This is a genomic window from Gammaproteobacteria bacterium (genome assembly GCA_035501935.1).
Lineage (GTDB): Bacteria > Pseudomonadota > Gammaproteobacteria > JAJPIJ01 > JAJPIJ01 > JAJPIJ01.
Genome location: DATJVC010000024.1, coordinates 1 through 18,653 on the forward strand (window position 1 = coordinate 1; position 18,653 = coordinate 18,653).

General features: G+C 62.4%; 20 protein-coding genes and 2 tRNA genes. 9 read left to right on the forward strand and 13 right to left on the reverse strand.

Annotated features, from left to right (window positions below; translation table 11 throughout):
• Together VMH34_05890 and VMH34_05895 are read right to left on the reverse strand one after the other, a co-directional pair.
• A partial coding sequence (locus tag VMH34_05890) for a sodium/proton-translocating pyrophosphatase (protein ID HTT08305.1) occupies nt 1-996 on the reverse strand: 996 nt, incomplete at its 3' end.
• A 103-nt stretch (nt 997-1,099) separates the two neighbouring features.
• The gene (locus tag VMH34_05895; GenBank protein HTT08306.1) at nt 1,100-2,365 is read right to left on the reverse strand and encodes a 6-phosphofructokinase; all 1,266 of its coding nucleotides are present in this window, start codon (nt 2,363-2,365) and stop codon (nt 1,100-1,102) included.
• Between the two features lie 144 nt (nt 2,366-2,509).
• On the opposite strand from VMH34_05895, the gene VMH34_05900 reads away from it, so the two are divergent.
• From VMH34_05900 to soxZ, 3 genes are read left to right on the forward strand one after another with little or no spacing between them, the layout of a single operon-like run.
• Nucleotides 2,510-3,964 carry a M48 family metalloprotease gene (locus tag VMH34_05900; protein ID HTT08307.1) on the forward strand — a complete coding sequence of 485 codons (1,455 nt, stop codon included), beginning with the start codon at nt 2,510-2,512 and terminating at the stop codon, nt 3,962-3,964.
• A complete protein-coding gene (locus tag VMH34_05905) occupies nt 3,961-4,443 on the forward strand; it encodes a thiosulfate oxidation carrier protein SoxY (GenBank protein HTT08308.1) in 483 nt (160 codons plus the stop codon). The genes VMH34_05900 and VMH34_05905 overlap by 4 nt, the downstream gene beginning before the upstream one ends.
• A gap of 1 nt (nt 4,444) precedes the next feature.
• Nucleotides 4,445-4,756 carry a thiosulfate oxidation carrier complex protein SoxZ gene (soxZ, locus tag VMH34_05910; protein HTT08309.1) on the forward strand — a complete coding sequence of 104 codons (312 nt, stop codon included), beginning with the start codon at nt 4,445-4,447 and terminating at the stop codon, nt 4,754-4,756.
• Between the two features lie 7 nt (nt 4,757-4,763).
• On the opposite strand, the gene glcF is transcribed toward soxZ, so the two are convergent.
• The 5 genes from glcF to VMH34_05935 form a co-directional block, all read right to left on the reverse strand.
• The gene (gene glcF, locus VMH34_05915) at nt 4,764-6,020 is read right to left on the reverse strand and encodes a glycolate oxidase subunit GlcF (protein ID HTT08310.1); all 1,257 of its coding nucleotides are present in this window, start codon (nt 6,018-6,020) and stop codon (nt 4,764-4,766) included.
• 4 nt (nt 6,021-6,024) lie between these two features.
• Nucleotides 6,025-7,083 carry a glycolate oxidase subunit GlcE gene (gene glcE / locus VMH34_05920; protein ID HTT08311.1) on the reverse strand — a complete coding sequence of 353 codons (1,059 nt, stop codon included), beginning with the start codon at nt 7,081-7,083 and terminating at the stop codon, nt 6,025-6,027.
• A gap of 19 nt (nt 7,084-7,102) precedes the next feature.
• The gene (locus VMH34_05925; GenBank protein HTT08312.1) at nt 7,103-8,575 is read right to left on the reverse strand and encodes an FAD-linked oxidase C-terminal domain-containing protein; all 1,473 of its coding nucleotides are present in this window, start codon (nt 8,573-8,575) and stop codon (nt 7,103-7,105) included.
• A gap of 64 nt (nt 8,576-8,639) precedes the next feature.
• Nucleotides 8,640-9,623 (reverse strand): lysylphosphatidylglycerol synthase domain-containing protein, encoded by a 984-nt coding sequence (locus VMH34_05930; protein HTT08313.1) that lies wholly within the window; start codon nt 9,621-9,623, stop codon nt 8,640-8,642.
• Nucleotides 9,624-9,797: 174 nt separating this feature from the next.
• A tRNA-Glu gene (locus VMH34_05935) sits at nt 9,798-9,873 on the reverse strand.
• A gap of 147 nt (nt 9,874-10,020) precedes the next feature.
• Here VMH34_05935 and pcnB point away from each other — a divergent pair.
• The 6 genes from pcnB to VMH34_05965 are packed head-to-tail and all read left to right on the forward strand — an operon-like array spanning nt 10,021 to nt 14,792.
• Nucleotides 10,021-11,370, forward strand: coding sequence for a polynucleotide adenylyltransferase PcnB (pcnB, locus tag VMH34_05940; GenBank protein HTT08314.1), 1,350 nt, complete (start codon nt 10,021-10,023; stop codon nt 11,368-11,370).
• Nucleotides 11,367-11,861, forward strand: a complete 495-nt coding sequence (gene folK / locus VMH34_05945) for a 2-amino-4-hydroxy-6-hydroxymethyldihydropteridine diphosphokinase (GenBank protein ID HTT08315.1) — start codon at nt 11,367-11,369, stop codon at nt 11,859-11,861. Before pcnB ends, folK begins: the two co-directional genes overlap by 4 nt.
• The gene (locus VMH34_05950; protein HTT08316.1) at nt 11,858-12,499 is read left to right on the forward strand and encodes a deoxynucleoside kinase; all 642 of its coding nucleotides are present in this window, start codon (nt 11,858-11,860) and stop codon (nt 12,497-12,499) included. The genes folK and VMH34_05950 overlap by 4 nt, the downstream gene beginning before the upstream one ends.
• A 6-nt stretch (nt 12,500-12,505) precedes the next feature.
• Nucleotides 12,506-13,306 (forward strand): 3-methyl-2-oxobutanoate hydroxymethyltransferase, encoded by an 801-nt coding sequence (panB, locus tag VMH34_05955; GenBank protein ID HTT08317.1) that lies wholly within the window; start codon nt 12,506-12,508, stop codon nt 13,304-13,306.
• On the forward strand, nt 13,306-14,160 hold the full coding sequence (gene panC, locus VMH34_05960) for a pantoate--beta-alanine ligase (GenBank protein HTT08318.1): 855 nt from the start codon (nt 13,306-13,308) through the stop codon (nt 14,158-14,160). Before panB ends, panC begins: the two co-directional genes overlap by 1 nt.
• 5 nt (nt 14,161-14,165) lie before the next feature.
• A complete protein-coding gene (locus VMH34_05965; GenBank protein HTT08319.1) occupies nt 14,166-14,792 on the forward strand; it encodes a class I SAM-dependent methyltransferase in 627 nt (208 codons plus the stop codon).
• 28 nt (nt 14,793-14,820) lie between these two features.
• Here VMH34_05965 and VMH34_05970 read toward each other — a convergent pair.
• From VMH34_05970 to VMH34_05995, 6 genes are all read right to left on the reverse strand, one after another.
• A tRNA-Arg gene (locus VMH34_05970) sits at nt 14,821-14,897 on the reverse strand.
• A gap of 19 nt (nt 14,898-14,916) precedes the next feature.
• Complete coding sequence (locus VMH34_05975; GenBank protein ID HTT08320.1) at nt 14,917-15,279, reverse strand: DUF1232 domain-containing protein; 363 nt, start codon at nt 15,277-15,279, stop codon at nt 14,917-14,919.
• A 5-nt stretch (nt 15,280-15,284) separates the two neighbouring features.
• Nucleotides 15,285-16,160, reverse strand: a complete 876-nt coding sequence (locus VMH34_05980) for a hypothetical protein (GenBank protein HTT08321.1) — start codon at nt 16,158-16,160, stop codon at nt 15,285-15,287.
• 40 nt (nt 16,161-16,200) lie between these two features.
• Entirely contained in the window at nt 16,201-17,001 is an 801-nt protein-coding gene (trpC, locus tag VMH34_05985; protein ID HTT08322.1) for an indole-3-glycerol phosphate synthase TrpC, read from the reverse strand.
• 14 nt (nt 17,002-17,015) lie between these two features.
• Nucleotides 17,016-18,035, reverse strand: coding sequence for an anthranilate phosphoribosyltransferase (gene trpD / locus VMH34_05990; protein HTT08323.1), 1,020 nt, complete (start codon nt 18,033-18,035; stop codon nt 17,016-17,018).
• Nucleotides 18,036-18,039: 4 nt separating this feature from the next.
• Nucleotides 18,040-18,621: an aminodeoxychorismate/anthranilate synthase component II gene (locus VMH34_05995; protein ID HTT08324.1), complete on the reverse strand. Its 582-nt coding sequence runs from the start codon at nt 18,619-18,621 to the stop codon at nt 18,040-18,042.
• Nucleotides 18,622-18,653 lie beyond the last annotated feature (32 nt).

Here is an 18,653-nt window from a genome sequence, read left to right on the forward strand (position 1 = left end):
GCAGAGATAGAACTTCCACCAATGGGGCGCGACCCCGCCCTCCCCGAGCTTGAACGTCACGTCCTTCATCATCCAGTACGTGATCGGGAGGAACGCGAGCGCCGCGAGCAGGCCCGACGTGATCAATCCCTGGTACAGGGCGCGCTCGACGTTCCCGGCCTTCGATCGCACGGCGAACGTGCCGATGATCGAGGCGACGATCGACACGCCGCCGAGCACCAGCGGGTACAGCGCGACCGTCGACTGCTCGCGGAACAGCAGCACGCCGAGCAGCATCACGGCAACCGCCGTAACGGCGTAGGTCTCGAACAGGTCCGCCGCCATCCCCGCGCAGTCGCCGACGTTGTCGCCGACGTTGTCGGCGATCACGGCCGGGTTGCGCGGATCGTCCTCGGGAATGCCGGCCTCGACCTTGCCGACCAGATCGGCGCCGACGTCGGCGCCCTTGGTGAAAATGCCGCCGCCCAGACGGGCGAAGATGGAGATGAGCGAGGAGCCGAAGGCCAGCCCCACCAGCGCGTGCAGGGCCTCATCGGTGCCCATGCCCGTTTTCAACAGCACGGTGTAATAGCCGGTGACGCCGAGCAGGGCGAGTCCCACCACCAGCATGCCGGTGATGGCGCCGCCGCGGAAGGCGATCTGCAGTGCCGCATTTAGTCCTCTCTTGGCAGCCTCCGCCGTGCGCAGATTGGAGCGCACCGAGATGTTCATGCCGATGAAGCCGGTGGCGCCGGAGAGTACCGCGCCGATCAGGAAGCCGATGGCCGTGTGGCTGCCCAGCGCGTACCAGATGACCGCCAGCAATATGACGCCGACGATGGCGATGGTGCGGTACTGGGTGGCGAGATAGGCCGCCGCACCCTGCTGCACCGCCGCCGCGATTTCGCGCATGCGCTCGTTGCCCTGCGGTTGGGACAATATCCATTGAACCGACCAGCCGCCGTAAACGATGGCCAGCAGCCCGCAGGCCAGCGCGAAGAGTAATGCGTGCGACATGTGATTCCCCCAGAAAGTCGTTAGCTGAAATTCACTTTAAAAAAGCTTGATCCCCTGAATTCCCATGTCCCGGAGGCGCATGGCCTCGGAATGGGTGCGCATTCTACTTCAGAACAAAGCTGGCCGTCAGCCGCTTTTTGACCGGCGCATTTTTGAGCCGGACGTACTTCGGCAGGCCGTCCTGGTAGGGCGGATAGTCCTCGCCCCGGATCAGCGGCCCGAGGTAGGCGCGGCATTTCGCCGTGATCCCGAAACCGTCGGCGGTGATAAAGTCTCGCGGCATCTTTTTCTCGTGGTTGGCGACATTTTCGAGGTCCGCCACGCCGATCTTCCAGCGGTAGGGCTTGTTCGAGGTGCGCACGATTGTCGGCATGACGGCGTTGCGCCCCTGCACCGCCAGTTCCACGCCTGCCCTGCCCACCGCGTAGGCCTGCTCCACGTCGGTCTTCGATGCCACGTGCCGCGCCGCGCGCTGCAGGTAATCGGCCACTGCCCAGTGATATTTGAGCTTCAACTGTTGCTTGATCAGTCCTGCGATCACTGGCGCCACGCCGCCCAGCTGCGCGTGGCCGAAGGCGTCGCGCAGCCCCTGATCGGACAGGAATTTCCCGTCGGCGTCCTTCACGCCTTCCGAGACCACCACGGAACAGTAACCGTATTTTTTGACGCACTCATCGACCCTGGCGAGAAAACGCGCCGGTTCGAAGGTGATCTCCGGAAACAGGATGACGATGGGCAGGTCGAGATCCCGATCGGCGGCCAAGCCCCCTGCTGCCGCGATCCAGCCGGCGTGCCGCCCCATCACCTCCAGCACGAACACCTTGGTTGAGGTCTTCGCCATGCTGGCGACGTCCAGCGTTGCCTCGCGCGTGGACACGGCGATGTATTTGGCCACCGAACCGAATCCCGGGCAGCAATCGGTGACGGGCAAATCGTTGTCCACCGTCTTCGGCACATGCACCGCGATGATGGGATAGCCCAGCTGCCCGCCCAACTGGGAAACCTTGAGGCAGGTGTCGGCCGAATCGCCGCCGCCGTTGTAAAAGAAATAGCCGATGTCGTGCGCCTGAAACACCTCGATCAGGCGCTCGTACTCGGCGCGGTTCTGCTCCAGCCCCTTGAGCTTGTATCGGCACGAACCAAACGCACCGGCGGGCGTGTGCTTGAGCGCGCGGATGCCGGCCGGTGATTCTTTGCTCGTGTCGATCAAATCCTCCAGCAGCGCCCCGATGATGCCATTGCGCCCGGCGTAGACCCTGCCGATGTGCCGGCGATGTTTGCGGGCGGTTTCAATGACGCCGCAGGCGCTGGCGTTGATGACGGCGGTGACGCCGCCGCTTTGGGCATAAAAGGCGTTGCGCGGGTTCATGCTGGCTTATAATGCGGTGAGTGGGGTAAATGAGAGCGCGCATAGTAACGTGCCGAAAACATTACGCAAAGCTCCCGATGCCGGAACCGCTACGGAGGCCGGCAGTCCAACCTTTTGCTGACCAACGCGCGTTTACGAACCCTCATGTTTCGCCTGCTGATTTTCCTGTCTCTGCTGCTGGGGCCGCCGTTCTTGCTCGCGGTCGAGGAGCTGCCGGATATGGGCGATTCCGCAGGAGCGCTGATTTCCCCCGAGCAGGAACACCGCGTCGGCGAGGCCTTCCTGCGTGATCTGCGTTCGCAGCAGAAGGTGATTGATGATCCGGAATCGGAGGCCTATATCAACGCGCTTGGTCACCGGTTGTCGTCAATGGCACAGGGGCAGACCAATCCCTTCACCTTTTTCGTGGTCGACAGCCCGGTCATCAACGCCTTCGCCATTCCCGGTGGTTTCATCGGCGTGCACGCGGGCCTGATCCTGCAAACCAGGACCGAGAGCGAGCTGGCGGCTGTGATGGCGCACGAAATTTCACACGTCACCCAGCGTCACGCCGCCCGCATGTTCGAAGCGGCCAGCAAGCTCAGTATCCCGACCGCAGTTGCCATGCTCGGCGCCATCGCTCTGGGCGTGGTCGCGCCGCAGGCCGGGCAGGCGGCGTTGATGGCGGTCACTGCCGGGGAGCAGCAATACGCCCTCAACTTCACGCGCGCCAACGAACAGGAAGCCGACACCATCGGCATGCAATTGCTGGCGCGCGCCGGCTTCAATCCACAGGCCATGGCGGATTTCTTCGAGCGCCTGCAGACCGCCAACCGTTACAACGACCCGGCCAACGTGCCTGAATTCCTGCGCGACCACCCGGTGACCACGAACCGCATCGCCGATGCGCGCGCTCGGGCCGAGCAATATCCCAAACGACACTATGAAGAGAGCGTCGCTTTTTATCTCGCCCGGGCGCGGTTACAAGTGCTGACCGCCAGGAACCCGCAGGATATCGTGCGGATGTATGCCGACAATCTGCGCAATGGCCAGTACCAGGTGGAGGAGGCCGCGCATTATGGCTACGCCCTGGCGCTGGTCGCCGCCGGGGAGCACGACAAGGCCCGGCAGGAACTCGAACGGCTGTCGAAGGCGGCGCCCGATGAGGCCGCTTACATGCTTGCACTCGCCAGCCTGGATGTGGACGATGAACAATACCCGCGCGCGCTGCAGACCTACCGCAAGGTATTGCAGCTCTACCCGGATTACCATCCCGCCGTTCTCGGCTACGCACGGGCACTGCTCTCCGCGGGCCGGGGCAAGGAGGCATTACAGACCCTGCGCGATTACACGCGCACGCATGACCTCGACCCACGCGGTTACCGTCTGCTGGCCGAAGCCGAGGGACAAGCGGGCGATCCCATCGAATCGCATCTGTCGCAGGCCGACTATTACTACATCAGTGGCGAACTGCCGCAGGCCATCCAGCAGGTGAAGATCGTCCAGGATAAACAGAACAACGCGTCGTATTATCAGCGCGAACGGGCGCAGGCCTATCAGGAACAGTGGCAGAAGGAATTCGACGAACAGGAAAAAGAAAGGAAGCGCGGGCAGCCATGAACGCAGCGCCGTCTGCGCCCACCCGCCGTGTTTTTTTGCGGAAACTGCTTGCCGTTGCCACCGGGCTCGCGGGTGCGTTGAGCCTGGGCCTCGGCCGTCCGGCCCTTGCCGCCTGGCCGGCCCGCGCCTTCGCCGCCAAGACCGAAACCGGGGCCGAACAGGAACTCTTCGCTGGTGCCGGCATCGCTGACAGCGCGGCGATACGGCTGGAGTTGCCGGCGCTCGCCGAGGACGGCTCGGTGGTGCCGCTCACGATCGACACCGATCTCCCCGCCGTCGAATCCATCAGCGTGTTCAGCGACAAGAATCCCTTCCCGCTCATCGCCCGTTTTGAGTATGGCCCCGGTGCGATCGGTGGCTATGTCTCCACCCACATCAAGCTTGCGGAATCGGCATACGTCACGGTGATCGCCCAATCACAGGGCCGGCTCTGCCGCGCGCGGAAATTCGTCACCGTCCTCAAGGGCGGTTGCAACTGAGATGAGTTCCAGCATCAAGGTAAGGGCGACGCTGGAGAACGACACGGCATTGATCCGGGCATTGATCCGGCACCCGATGGAGAACGGCCGCCACAAGGACGAAATCACCGGGGAACTCATCCCGCTCAACCACATCACCGAAGTGCTCTGCACCCACAACGGCCGGCCGGTGATGACCTGTCATCTGGGCCCGGGGGTTTCGAGAAACCCATCGCTGTCCTTCAAGATCAAACCCGCCCGCACGGGTGATGCCCTGGCGCTGTCATGGCAGGACAATTTGGGCGGCAGTGATCAACTCGAAGTCGCTATTTGAACCTTCTTCACACTGCGGCGCGTCCGCTCAGCAGTTGATCCAGCAGTTCAATCCAGTGCTGCACGCGCAGCGGCGTGCCGCTTTGCAAATGCAGCTGACAGCCGATGTTGGCGGTGAGGATGCGCTCCGGCCCCCCGGCGGTCAGCGCAGCCAGCTTGTTGTCGCGCAGCGTTTGCGACAGCGCGGGCTGCAGCAGCGAATAGGTCGCCGCCGATCCGCAACACCGATGCGCGTCACCGACTTCCGTCAACTGAAAACCACATTCTGCGAGCAGTGTCTCCACCAAACCGGGCAACTTCTGTCCATGCTGCAACGTGCACGGCGCCTGATATGCCACCTTCATCTCCGGCAGCGGCAGGCGTTTGAGCAACTCGCGCAACGCGACGCGTTCCTGCGCCACGACTTCGCCCACATCGCGCGTCAACTGCGATATCCGCGCGGCCCTGGCGGCATAGCGCTGATCATGGCGCAGCCAGTGGCCGTATTCCTTCACACTGACGCCACAGCCACTGGCCGTAATGACAATGGCCTCCACCCCCTGCTTGATGTACGGCCACCAGGCGTCGATATTGCGGCGCATGTCGCGCAGGGCGGCGCGATGCCTGCCGAGATGAAACCGCAGCGCTCCACAACAGCCCGCGCCGGGCGCTTCCACCAGTTCCATGCCCAATCGATCCAGCACCCGCGCGGCGGCGATGTTGACTTCCGGCGCCAGCGCCGGCTGCACGCACCCCGTCAGCGCCAGCATGCGGCGGCGGTGCGGCGATCTTCTCGCGGCCGGCGGCGCCAGCGTGTGCTCCATCATCGGCGGTATCTTCGATGCCCATGTGCGGGGCAATACTGGCCGCAGCCGCCGTCCGATCCTGAGTAGAAACGCGAACAAGCGCCGGCGTGGGATCACCGCCGCCAGGATGAAACGTTGAAGGTGATCGAACAGCCCGCGGCCGGCGCGTTTGTCGGCGATGGGCCGCACCACATCCAACAGCCGGCCATACTGCACGCCGGAAGGACAGGTCGTCTCGCAATTGCGGCAGGTGAGGCAGCGATCGAGGTGCTGCTGCGTCTTGTGTGTCGCCTTGCTACCCTCAAGCAGCATCTTCATGAGATAAATGCGTCCGCGCGGGCCGTCGAGTTCATCGCCGAGGATCTGATAGGTTGGGCAGGTGGCATTGCAGAAACCGCAATGCACGCACTTGCGCAGGATGGCCTCGGCTTCCAATCCTTCCGCAGTGCCGCGGACAAAATCCGCCAGTCGGGTTTCCATGATTTTATAAATATGAATAGAGTCGGCCGGGATTGAAAATACCCTGCAGATCGAAGACGCGTTTCAGTTTCACATGCTGCTCGCGCAGCGCCGCCGGCAATGGATGGAAAACGTCGCTGCGCGCGCCGCCGCGGAACAGGGTCGCGTGGCCGCCGCAACGCGAAACCGCGGCCCGGATGTCATCAGTACTCGCGTTTGATTTCAACCAGCGCAGACCTCCCGCCCATTCCACGAGTTGACGTCCGGGCAGCGACAGCGGCAACGTCAGCGGCGGCACGGACAGTCGCCATAGGGGTTCGGCGCCGTTGAAGAATGGATCGGCCTGCTCTCGCACGCCCACCCAGAATTGTGATGCCCGTCCGGATTCAATGCGTTCGCCGCGCAGTTTCTGGCACGCGGCGGCCACCGCCTGTTCGCCGCCTTCCAGACGCACACTCAGGTCACCGCTGGAAAAGGCACTGGCCGACACCGGCATCCCCTGTGCAACCCAGCCGTTGACGCGTTGCGTCGCTTCTTTTTCGTCATATGAGAATTTCAGCGTCGCTGAGGCGCGTGGACGCGGCACAACCTTGAGTGAAACTTCCAGAATGATGCCCAGCGTGCCGAGCGCGCCGGCCATCAACCGCGAAATATCGTAACCGGCGACGTTTTTGATGACCTGGCCGCCGAACCGCAGCATGCGTCCCCTGCCGTCGAGCATGCAGACGCCGAGCACGAAATCGCGCAGCGCACCTGAGGCCAGCCGCCGCGGTCCGGACAAACCGGCGGCCACCATGCCGCCGATCGTGGCGGCCGGCCCGGAGTGTGGCGGTTCGAAGGCCAGCATCTGGCCCGAACCCGCCAGCAACTTCTCCACCTCCGCTAATGATGTCCCCGCGCGCGCGGTGATGAACAGTTCGCTGGGCTCGTAGGCCACTACGCCGCGATACGCGCCCACATCCAGCAAATCGCCCTCGCTGGCATTGCCGTAAAAATCCTTGCTGCCACCGCCGCGAATGCGCAGTGCTCGCCGCGCCGCCGCCGCCGCCCGCACCTGCTCCGCCAAGCCCGCGATTTCTGTCATGACGAACGCGGCTGTCCTTTTAGAAACGTGGCAGTTCCGGGTGCGGCAGCGCGCCTTCATGAACGTGCATGCGGCCATATTCGGCGCAGCGATGCGGCGTCGGCACCGCCTTGCCGGGATTGAGCAGGCCATGCTCGTCGAACGCCGCCTTGACCGCGTGCATGATTTCAAGTTCGGCGCTCCCGAATTGCATGCACATCTGGTTGATCTTCTCCACGCCCACGCCATGCTCGCCGGTGATGGTGCCACCCACCGCCACGGACAGCTCCAGAATTTCAGCGCCGAAACGTTCCGCCTGCCGGGTCTGCCCCGGCTGATTGGCGTCGTAGAGGATGATCGGATGCAGATTGCCATCGCCGGCGTGAAACACGTTGGCACAGCGCAGGCCGTACCTCTGTTCCATGGCCGTGATGCTTTGCAGGACGTGCGGCAGGCTTTTGCGCGGAATGGTGCCGTCCACGCAGTAATAATCCGGCGCCAGCCGCCCGACCGCCGGGAAGGCCGCCTTGCGCCCGGCCCAGAATTTCAGCCGTTCCGCCTCCGAATTGGAAACCCGCAAACTGCTGGCGCCGCTTGCTTTCAGGATTGCGCTCATCCGCGCGATTTGTTCGCCGACATCCGCCGCCGTGCCGTCGGCTTCGCACAACAGGATGGCCTGTGCGTCGAGTGGATAGCCGGCCTGTGCGTAGGGCTCCACTGCTTCGATGGAGGTCTTGTCCATCATCTCAAGTCCCGCGGGGATGAAGCCGTCGGCGATGATATTGGCGACCGCCTGGCCGGCCTGTGCCACGTCTGCGAACGCCGCCATGATGACCTGCGCCGTCGCCGGACTTGCCAGCAGCCGTACAGTGACTTCCGTGATCACCGCCAGCATGCCTTCAGAACCGGTGATGAGTGCCAGCAGATCATAACCGGGCGCGTCCGGCGCCTCGCCGCCCAGTTCCATCGCTTCACCCTCGACGGTAAGCGCGCGCACGCGCAGGACATTGTGCAGGGTCAGGCCGTATTTGAGGCAATGCACACCGCCTGAATTTTCGGCGACGTTGCCGCCGATGCTGCACGCGATCTGGCTGGAGGGATCGGGCGCATAAAACAAACCGTGTGCGGCGGCGGCCTCGGAGATGGCGAGATTGCGCACGCCGGGCTGCACGCGGGCGATGCGCGCAAGCGGATCGAAATGCAGAATGCGATTGAACTTCGAGAGACCCAGAAGGACGCCTTCCGCATGCGGCAGCGCGCCGCCGGACAAGCCGGTGCCGGCGCCGCGCGCCACCACCGGCACGCGCAGATCGTGGCATGCATGCAGCACTGCCCGCACCTGCGCTTCATCTTCAGGCAGCACCACCGCCAGCGGCAGTTGCCTGTACATCGTCAGCCCATCGCATTCGTAGGGCTTCAGATCCTCCGGCGTGTGCAACAAGGCGTCGCGCGGCAATACTTTCTGCAACTGCTTCAATAATCGCGCGCGCCTGGATCGTGACCATGGGGGCATAAGACGCATCATCGCAGTTTACAAAGCCCATCTCAAAAATCCCCGCGCTGGCACCGGGAAACCCTTAATCTCCAGACACGATCCGTCGCCTCAACAACAATCTGTTCTCCAGGATTTGCCACATCACCAGCGCCGGCATTGCCAGCAGCAGTTCGCGTCCGCGCTTGAGCAGTGACATCGCCAATGCCACCTGCGATCCCAACCCGAAGATCGCGCCCAGCATCACGTAGCTGCCCTCCTGCACGCCGACGGCGGCCGGCACGAAAAAGACCACGGTGCGAATCGCATAGACCAGGCTCTCGATGGCCAGCACCTGCCATACCGCCAGCGGATGCCCCAGAAACCACAGGCCCGCCCAGGTTTCGGCGGCACCCGCCATCCAGGCCACCAGGTGCAGCAGGAACGCCTGCCAGATCCGGTGCCGCCTGACATAGAGCTTGCGGATGGCCGCCTCGATCTTTGCCACGCCGCGCACCGCCGGCCATTGCTGCGCTTCCGCCAGCCTGAAAGACAATTGCTCCAGCCAGCTCAGCAGGCCGGAGCGCTGCACCCGCATGAAACCGAACACCGCGGGGATCGCGACGACAATGCCGAATATGGAGGTTTTTATGATCGGATCGTGCGGATCCTGCCAGTACAAAAGAGTCACCCCGATGATGGAAAATGCCAGCTGACTCAGGAGTTCCATGGTGATATCGACAACCACACTGGCGATGGCGTCCGACGCGGTGAATCCATAGCAGACCAAAGCCCGCATGCCGGCGAGTTCGCCGCTGATGGGCAATATGGAAATCACGCTGCCGGCTCCATCCCGCACCAGTCGCGATAAAATAAAAAGACCGCTGTTGTTGTTGGTCCCGCATGAGGTCTGACGCCAAGCCAACCCGCACAACGCCATGGAAGGCAAATGCAGGGCCGTGACCGCCAGTAGCGCTGTCCAGCCACCCACCGCGATTGCATGCCCGACGTCGGCCACGCCCGAATTGACCAACAGGCCGACGGCGAGAGCCAGTCCCGCGAATAAACCGATGAGAATCGCCGTCTTCAATATGCCGGCTCAAATTGCGTATCGCGGGTTCATTGCGCGGTGATATTCAACCCCACGGGCGTGTTTCATGACAGTTATTGCGTCGCCACGAATATTCAGTGTGCAAACAACCTGAATGTTACCTAAAACGGCTTCCGACTGGCAGCACGAACATGTATCTTCTGACATCCTGTATGGCGCTCCCTGCGGGAATCGAACCCGCGTTTTCGCCGTGAGAGGGCGACGTCCTGGGCCGCTAGACGAAGGGAGCGAAAGGCGGTTTTCAGATTGGACGGAAAACGGTGCTATTATAAGCGCCTGTCCGCCCATCTCAATCATTGATTTCTGTTTCCAGACATACTTTTCATCACGCCGGCCGCACGTCCGGCCCCTTTGTCCACATGAGTTTTGATCGCCCATGAGTTCATCCGCCCCTTCCGCTCCCGTTGTCCGGCTGCCCGTCGCGCCGCGCATCATTCCGCGCGCGGAACACAACATCTCGCGCGACAGCATTTCCGAACGCGCACTCAAAGTGTTATACCGGCTGAAGAACGCAGGTTACCTGGCGTGCCTGGTCGGCGGCAGCGTGCGCGATCTGCTGTTGGGCCGCGAACCAAAGGATTTCGATGTCGCCACCAACGCGCGGCCGGAGCAGGTACGCGAGCTGTTCAAGAACTGCCGGCTGATCGGTCGCCGTTTCCGCCTTGCCCATGTGCACTTCGGCAATGAGATCATCGAGGTCGCAACTTTCCGCGCCAACACCCTTGCCACGGCTTCCGACGCGCGTGTAATCGAGGAGGACGGTCGCATCCTGCGCGATAACGTTTACGGCACCATCGACGATGATGTCTGGCGGCGTGATTTCACCGTCAATGCGCTGTATTACAACATCGAGGACTTCTCCGTCATTGATTATGTCGGCGGGATGGCCGATATCGCGGCCGGTCAACTGCGATTGATCGGCGACCCTGATGTCCGCTACCGCGAAGATCCGGTGCGCCTGCTGCGCGCCGTGCGTTTCGCCGCCAAACTGGGATTCCGCATACATCCGGACACCGAGACGCCGCTGCACACACTCGGCGAATTGCTGGACGTCATTTCACCGTCGCGATTGTTCGAGGAGATGCTGAAACTTTTCCTTGCCGGCAAAGCGGTGCAAAGTTTCGAATTGCTGCGCCACTACGGGCTGTTCGGCCGCTTGTTCCCCGAAGTGGAGGAATCCCTGGGTGAGGAGGAAGCCGGCTTTCCGAAAATGCTGCTCGTCAAGGCGCTGGAGAACACCGACCGGCGGCTGGCGGAGGACAAGCCGGTGACGCCGGCGTTCCTGCTGGCGGCGCTGCTGTGGGCACCGGTGCAACGGCGCACGCGGCAATATCAGGCGCAGGAACATCCCCCGGCGCACGCGGCCGAACTGGCGCAGGATGACGCCATCGCCAGGCAGATCGCGCGCGTGGCGATGCCGCGCCGGTTCACGCAGATGGCGCGCGAGATCTGGTTGCTGCAACATCCGCTGGAGCAGCGCGTGGCGCGCTCCGTGGTGCGCTGGTTCACGCATCCGCGCTTCCGCGCGGGTTACGATTTTCTGGTCCTGCGTGCCGAGGCCGGCGAACCCGTCCGCGAGGCGGCGGATTGGTGGACGGCGTTCCAGCAGGCCACGGAAAACACACGTGCGGAAATGATCGCGGCCCTGCCGCAGCCCGCGCCCGGCAGCGGACGCAAGCGCCGGCGCCGTGGCGGAAGACACCGCCACAAGAGTGCTCCAGTGTGAATCACGCAGTGCGGGTTTATATCGCGCTGGGCAGCAACCTCAACGATCCGCGCGCGCAGGTTGAAAGCGGCCTGAAGCATCTGGCCCGGCTGCCGCGGTCGACGTGGCGCGGTGCCTCCAGCCTGTATCGCACGCCGCCCATGGGGCCCGCACCGCAGCCGGATTACATCAACGCCGTGGCCGTGCTCGATACGCATTTTCCGGCGCACGCGTTGCTGGATGAACTGCTCGCCATTGAGCGCGCGCATGGCAGGGTACGCGGCGCCGATCGCTGGGGGCCGCGCACGCTGGACCTCGACATCCTGCTTTTCGGCAAAACAATACTGAGCGATGCGCGGCTGACCCTGCCGCATCCCGGCATCACCGAGCGTGCTTTCGTGTTGCTGCCATTGGCCGAGCTGGCGCCTGATCTCATCGTGCCGGGCAAGGGGCCCCTGCGTGACCTGGTGCGAGCTTGCGACGTCTCCGGCATAGAACGCCTGCCGGCATGAACGAGCCCACGGGGAAATACATCGTCGTTGAAGGTCCCGTCGGCGTCGGCAAGACCACGCTCGCCCAGCGCCTGGCGCGATCGCTCAATTCCGATCTGCTCCTTGAGACGCCGGAGGAAAATCCCTTTCTGTCGCGCTTCTATGAGCAGCCGCGCCAGTACGCGCTGCCCACGCAGCTTTTTTTCCTGTTCCAGCGGGCGCGGCAGATCCAATCGATGCAGCAGGCGGATCTGTTTGCGCCGGTGCGTATCAGTGATTTTCTGCTGGATAAGGATCGTCTGTTTGCCGAGCTGACGCTGACCCCGGAGGAATTGAACCTGTACAATCAGGTTCACCAGCATCTGGCCGTCGAAGCGCCCACACCCGATCTCGTGATTTACCTGCAGGCACCGGCGCATGTACTGTTGCAACGCATCGCGCGGCGGGGTCTGGCGTTTGAACGCCGTATCAGCGAGGATTACCTGAACCGGCTCGTGGAGGCCTATGTGCGTTTCTTCCATCGCTATGACGCCGCGCCGCTCTTGATCGTCAACGCCACGGAGATCGATCTCGCCAATGACGAGGCCGATTACGCGGCGCTGCTGGAGCGCGTGCGCCAGGCGCCGCCGGGCCGGCAGTACGTCAATCTGCGCTACTAATCTCTCATGGCCACCGGCAAGATCACATTGCATCGCCTGCGCGGGATGAAACAGGCCGGCGAGAAGATCGCCTGCCTCACCGCCTATGACGCCAGTTTTGCGCGCGTGCTGGAGGATGCCGGCGTGGAAGTGGTGCTGATCGGCGACTCGCTCGGCATGGTGATGCAGGGCCACGGTTCCACCGTGCCCGTCACGCTGGCGGACATGATTTATCACGCTGCATGCGCAGCGCGTGGTTGCGAACGCGTGCTACGGGTGGTGGACATGCCCTACATGAGTTACGCCTCGCCGGCACAGGCGCTGGGCAATGCGGCGCGCCTCATGAGCGAAGGTTCGGCGGAGGTCGTGAAAATGGAGGGCGGCGCGTGGCTGGCCGATACGGTGAAACTCTTGAGCGAACGCGGCATTCCCGTCTGCGCGCACCTGGGACTGCTGCCGCAGTCCGTGCATCGGCTGGGCGGTTACCGCGTACAGGGCCGCGACGCCGTCGACGCGGAAACCATGCGTGAACATGCCAGGATCTTGCAGGCTGCGGGCGCCATGATGCTGGTGCTGGAATGCGTGCCGCGTCAGCTGGCGGCGCAGATCACATCCGAGTTGAAGATTCCGGTCATCGGCATCGGCGCCGGCAAGGACTGTGACGGGCAGGTGTTGGTGCTGCAGGATGTGATCGGCATCGGCCGCACCACCCGGCACACGCGGAATTTCCTCAGCGGGCAGCGCCACAACATCCCGGACGCCATCGCAGCATATGTGCGGGCGGTGAAGAGCGGCGAGTTCCCGGCGACCAAGCACGGCTTTGATTGATGCAGACGGTTAAAGACCCGCAGCAGTTGCGCACCGTGCTGCACGACTGGCGGCAGGCCGGCCAGCGCGTGGCGCTGGTCCCCACCATGGGCAATCTTCACGACGGTCATTTGTCGCTGCTCGATCGCGCGCGCGCGATTGCCGACCGCACGGTGGTATCGATCTTCGTCAACCCCATCCAGTTCGGCAAGGGCGAGGATTACGCGCGCTATCCCAGCACGCTGGAGCAGGACGGCGCAAAACTTGCGGCCAAAGGACTTGATCTGCTGTTCGCGCCGAACCTCGATGATCTCTACCCCGGCGGCATGGACCGCGACACCCGCGTCAGTGTGCCGATCCTGGATCACATCCTCTGCGGCGCCTTCCGTCCGGGACATTTCTCCGGCGTCGCCACCGTGGTCACCAAATTGTTCATCATGGTGCAGCCGGACGTGGCGCTGTTTGGCGAGAAGGATTATCAGCAGGTGCTGGTGATCAAGCGCATGGTGCACGACCTGTGCATACCGGTGGAGATCGTCGCCCACCCCATTGTGCGTGAGCCCGACGGCCTGGCCATGAGTTCACGCAACGCCTATCTGAATCCAGAGGAAAGGAAAAAAGCCACGCTCATTTACAAGGTGCTCTCCGCGGCGGCGACGATGATCGAGAATGGAGACCTGAACTATCAGGGCATCGAAGCGGAAGCCATGGCCTCGCTGGCGCGCGCGGGTTTCCGTCCCGAGTATGCCAGCATCCGCCGCAATGCCGATCTCGCCATGCCGGAAACCTGTGACCGGGAGCTGCGCATACTCGCCGCCGCCTGGCTCGGCAGCGCCCGCCTCATCGACAACGTCGCCATTCACCGCAAAAAATAATTTTAATGAATCAAAAAGATCACTGGGAACGCGCTTATTCGACCAAGCTTCCCGTGAAGCTGGGTTGGTATGAGCCTCATTTGCAGACCTCCTTGAACAGGATTAAGGAGATTAATCTGCCGAAGGACGCGCCGATTATCGACACCGGCGGTGGTGCCTCTACGTTGGTAGATGATCTTTTGGAGGGGGGTTGCCGATCAATCACTGTCCTAGATATATCGGAGCAAGCCCTGTCCGTAGCGAAAGCACGGTTGGGCAATAGAGCGGATTTGGTTAAATGGATAGTAGGGGATATCACTTCGGTTGATTTGCCGACACATCATTATGAGGTATGGCATGACCGAGCGGTATTTCACTTTCTCACTGAACCGGTGCAGCGGCGGAAATACCGGGATAATCTTCTGAACGCATTAAAGCCGGGCGGACATCTGATTATTGGTACGTTCGCGCCAGAAGCACCACCCCGATGCAGTGGCCTGCCGGTACAACGTTACAGCCTTGAGCAACTGAAACGCACGATGGGCGGAGAATTTGACTTAAAGCGCAGTCACAAAGAACTGCATGTCACACCAGGTGGTGTAGAGCAAACGTATCTTTATTGCCATTTTCGCAGAGAGACCGACAGACCGTAAGCTTGCGTCGGCAATGATGTATCAGAATTGGCGCGCCCGGAGGGACTCGAACCCCCGACCACTCGGTTCGAAGCCGAGTACTCTATCCAGCTGAGCTACGGGCGCGTGATTTCTGTGGATTCTATCAGGACGCTGCAGGTTCCTTAAACCATTCACTGAGTTTTTGCTTCGCCTGCGCGCGGATCTCCGGCGTGACGCTGGCCGCGACCACGGCCAGCGCTGCGACCATCACGCCGAGATCATCGGTGTAACCGATGATCGGGGTCAGATCGGGGATGGCATCGATCAGGCTGATGAAATACCCCAGTGCACCGATGATGGTGGCCTTGGCCCAGGCGGGCGTGGCCGGCGCGCGAGCCGTGTAGTAAAGAATCAGCGCCTTCTCGACGACCTCGCGTCCGGCTATGAGCGCGTAGGCTTTAAGCTTGTCCCAGAACGACTTGTCCGAGTATTCAATGCCGAAACCGGAGTTGTCGTAATCGGTCACGGGCGTTACCGCGATTTCAGTTGATACGCGATGACCGTGCCGTCCATCATCATCGGTAACAGCGCGATCCGCTTCTTCGACATATAGCCGACGTCGGCTGAACCCTGATGCAGATTGACGAGCACGTTGACCGTGCCGTCCGACGCCACGGTCATGAGCTTGCCCACCATCCAGTCGGTGGCCAGCACCTGACCGTCCGGCAGCAGCTCGATGCCGTCCATGTTGCCGACGGGCTGGCTGCCGCCGAAATCCTTGATGGACTTGTCGCGCATGGAGATCACCTTGACGCGGCCGGGTACGGGGGTACTGAAGCCACCCGCCGCCATCACGCCCCAGGCACCTTCGATCATCCGCCCGCCGGCGACATGCAGGCCGTTGGGATTTTCCAGCGTCGCGGAATCCAGCCACACCTCAAGCTTGCCCCGGTGCAGGCGATGGATCTTGTTCGTCACCATGTCGGAGACGTACACGTTGCCCCTGCCGTCGGTCGTGACGTCATTCAGAAACTTTGCGCCGGGCGCCTCATAACGATGGCTGATTTTCCCTTGCTTGATGTCGATCTCGACCAGTGCGTCGATATCAGCGGCATAAAGTTTGTCGCCGACGCGCCCCAGCCCCTTGGGGCCGTTGAGGCCCGTGACCCATTGCAGATCCAGCACCTTGCCGGCGGTGGACAGGCGCGAGATGAAACCGTTGCCGTCCCTGGCGCCGGCGTCGCCGTTGATGTTGGAGACGTAAATGACATCGCGTTGTTCGTCGTAGAGCGCAGATTCGGGGTGTTGGAATACCGCCTCCGTTTCCCAGAGCTTCTCAGCACTCCAGTTTGCCGCGGCGGCGGTGAAGGCGATCAGACTCAGCAGACAAAACACGAATGCTCGCATGGCGAATTCTCCTTGTTGAATCAACCGGTATTCTGACTTCTTAAAGTGAAAACAATTCCTTGAGTTTCGCGCCGGGATCGGCCGACGACATGAACGCCTCGCCGACCAGGAAGGCGTTGACGCCGCGCCGGCGCATCAACGCCACATCTTCCGGTGTGTGTATGCCGCTTTCGGTCACCACGGTGCGATCGGGCATCACGTCGACGAGCAAATCCAGCGTGGTATTGAGATCGGTGGCGAAGGAGCGCAAATCGCGGTTGTTGATGCCGATGAGCGGCGTACGCAGCAGATGTCCGCGTTCCAGTTCCTTGCGATCATGCACCTCCACCAACACGTCCATGCCCAGATCGCGCGCCAGTGAGGCCAGGTCCTGCATCAGCTTGTCCGGCAGGCAGGCGGCGATCAGCAGGATGCAGTCGGCGCCAAGCGCGCGGGACTCATATACCTGGTAGGGGTCAATCATGAAATCCTTGCGGATGACGGGCAAGGTGCAGGCCTGCCGTGCCTCGATCAGATGATCATCGGCGCCTTGAAAGTAATCGGCGTCGGTGAGCACTGACAGGCACGTCGCCCCCGCCGCCACATAGGATTTCGCGATGGCCGTCGGGGAATAATCTTCACGAATCACCCCGCGGCTGGGAGAGGCCTTTTTACATTCGGCAATGACGGCCGGTTGACCCAGCGCAATCCTGTTCTGGATGGCATTCGTAAAACCGCGCGGCGGTTTTGCCGACGCCGCTTTCCTCTTCAGTTCGGCGAGTTTCACTTTGGCGGCGCGCGCCGCCACTTCCCTGCGCTTGTGCTCCACAATCTCGCGGAGAATGTCCGGCGTGCCCATGATGGAAATACTCGAGCTCACCGCGTCTTCTGCGTGTAACGGATGAACCGTTGAAAGCAATCCAGTGCCTTGCCATCGGCGATCGCCCGCTGCGCCTTCTGTACCCCGCTCCTCCAATCACCGGCCAGACCGCACACATGGATGGCGGCGCCGGCATTGAGGCACACGATGTCGCGCACCGGCCCCGGTTCGTTGCGCAGGGCCGATTCCAGTTTGCGCAGACTTTCCCGCGCGTCGCCGGCCGCGAGATCCATGAGCGCACCACGCGGGATGTCCGCCTCCTCCGGCGTGATCGTAAAGCTGCGGATGGCGCCGTCGCGTAATTCTGCGACATGGGTCGGTCCGGCGATGCTGATCTCATCCAGGCCATCCTCGGCGTGCACCACCCAGACATGGCGGCTGCCGAGTTCACGCAACACCTCAGCCAGCGGGAGCAGCCACTTGCGGCTGTACACGCCGAGCACCTGGTTCACCGTGCGCGCGGGATTGGTGAGCGGCCCCAGCAGATTGAACAACGTGCGCACGCCCAGCTCACGGCGTGGCCCGACGACATGGTGGGTCGCGGCGTGATGCTTCGGCGCGAACATGAACCCCACGCCAGTCTCCCGGATGCATTCCACCACCCGCGCAGGCGTGAGATCGATCTTTGCGCCAGCCGTCTCCAGCACATCGGCGCTGCCGCTTTGGCTGGAGGTGGCGCGATTGCCATGCTTCGCCACATGCCCGCCGGCCGCCGCCACGACGAAGGCGCTGGCAGTGGAGATGTTGAAGGTACGGGCGCCGTCGCCGCCCGTGCCGCAGGTATCGACCAGATGCGGAAGGTCGATCGTCACTGCGGCGGCCTGTTCACGCATGACGCGCGCGGCGGCGGCGATTTCGGCCACGGTCTCGCCCTTCATGCGCAGCGCAATCAGAAAACCCGCGATCTGCGCCGGCGTGGCCGCGCCGCTCATGATCGCGCGCATGGCCATCGTCATTTCATCAGTCGTTAGATCGCGCCGCTCCGTCAGCGCCTGCAGATAAGACACTATCGACATGTCGTCAGCGACTTTTGAGAAAATTTTTCAGCAGCTGGTGACCATGCTCGGTCAGGATGGATTCGGGATGGAACTGCACGCCGGAGACATGATGCTGGCGGTGCCGTACGCCCATGATTTCATCCACACTGCCGTCGGCGCGCTCCGTCCATGCCGTCATCTCCAGACACGCCGGCAGGGTTTCCTTTTTGATCACCAACGAATGGTAGCGGGTGGCGGTAAACGGGTTGGCCAGATCGCGGAACACGTCCTTGCCAGTGTGCCGGATCAACGAGGTCTTGCCGTGCATCACTTCGCGCGCGTGCACCACGTCGCCGCCGAACACCTGACCGATGGCCTGATGCCCCAGACACACGCCGAGGATGGGCACCTGCGACTGGAAATGTCGGATCACATCCATAGACACGCCGGCCTCGTTGGGTGTACATGGGCCCGGTGAGATCACGATATGTTCAGGCTTCAATTTCCCAATTTCATCGACCGTGATCTGATCGTTGCGATACACCCGCACGTCCGCCCCCAGCTCGCCCAAATACTGCACCAGGTTGTAGGTAAACGAATCGTAATTGTCCAACATCAGCAGCATGATTGCGCACTCTATTTGTGCAATACCTTCAG

Excerpts from the sequence above, each read along its gene's own strand:
- soxZ (HTT08309.1), top strand. The coding sequence starts at position 4,445 with ATGAGTTCCAGCATCAAGGTAAGGGCGACGCTGGAGAACGACACGGCA.
- glcF (HTT08310.1), bottom strand. The coding sequence starts at position 6,020 with ATGGAAACCCGACTGGCGGATTTTGTCCGCGGCACTGCGGAAGGATTG.
- VMH34_05905 (HTT08308.1), top strand. The coding sequence starts at position 3,961 with ATGAACGCAGCGCCGTCTGCGCCCACCCGCCGTGTTTTTTTGCGGAAA.
- VMH34_05950 (HTT08316.1), top strand. The coding sequence starts at position 11,858 with ATGAACGAGCCCACGGGGAAATACATCGTCGTTGAAGGTCCCGTCGGC.
- panB (HTT08317.1), top strand. The coding sequence starts at position 12,506 with ATGGCCACCGGCAAGATCACATTGCATCGCCTGCGCGGGATGAAACAG.
- VMH34_05895 (HTT08306.1), bottom strand. The coding sequence starts at position 2,365 with ATGAACCCGCGCAACGCCTTTTATGCCCAAAGCGGCGGCGTCACCGCC.
- trpD (HTT08323.1), bottom strand. The coding sequence starts at position 18,035 with ATGTCGATAGTGTCTTATCTGCAGGCGCTGACGGAGCGGCGCGATCTA.
- VMH34_05980 (HTT08321.1), bottom strand. The coding sequence starts at position 16,160 with ATGCGAGCATTCGTGTTTTGTCTGCTGAGTCTGATCGCCTTCACCGCC.
- VMH34_05900 (HTT08307.1), top strand. The coding sequence starts at position 2,510 with ATGTTTCGCCTGCTGATTTTCCTGTCTCTGCTGCTGGGGCCGCCGTTC.
- pcnB (HTT08314.1), top strand. The coding sequence starts at position 10,021 with ATGAGTTCATCCGCCCCTTCCGCTCCCGTTGTCCGGCTGCCCGTCGCG.
- glcE (HTT08311.1), bottom strand. The coding sequence starts at position 7,083 with ATGACAGAAATCGCGGGCTTGGCGGAGCAGGTGCGGGCGGCGGCGGCG.
- panC (HTT08318.1), top strand. The coding sequence starts at position 13,306 with ATGCAGACGGTTAAAGACCCGCAGCAGTTGCGCACCGTGCTGCACGAC.
- VMH34_05925 (HTT08312.1), bottom strand. The coding sequence starts at position 8,575 with ATGCCCCCATGGTCACGATCCAGGCGCGCGCGATTATTGAAGCAGTTG.
- VMH34_05965 (HTT08319.1), top strand. The coding sequence starts at position 14,166 with ATGAATCAAAAAGATCACTGGGAACGCGCTTATTCGACCAAGCTTCCC.
- VMH34_05995 (HTT08324.1), bottom strand. The coding sequence starts at position 18,621 with ATGCTGCTGATGTTGGACAATTACGATTCGTTTACCTACAACCTGGTG.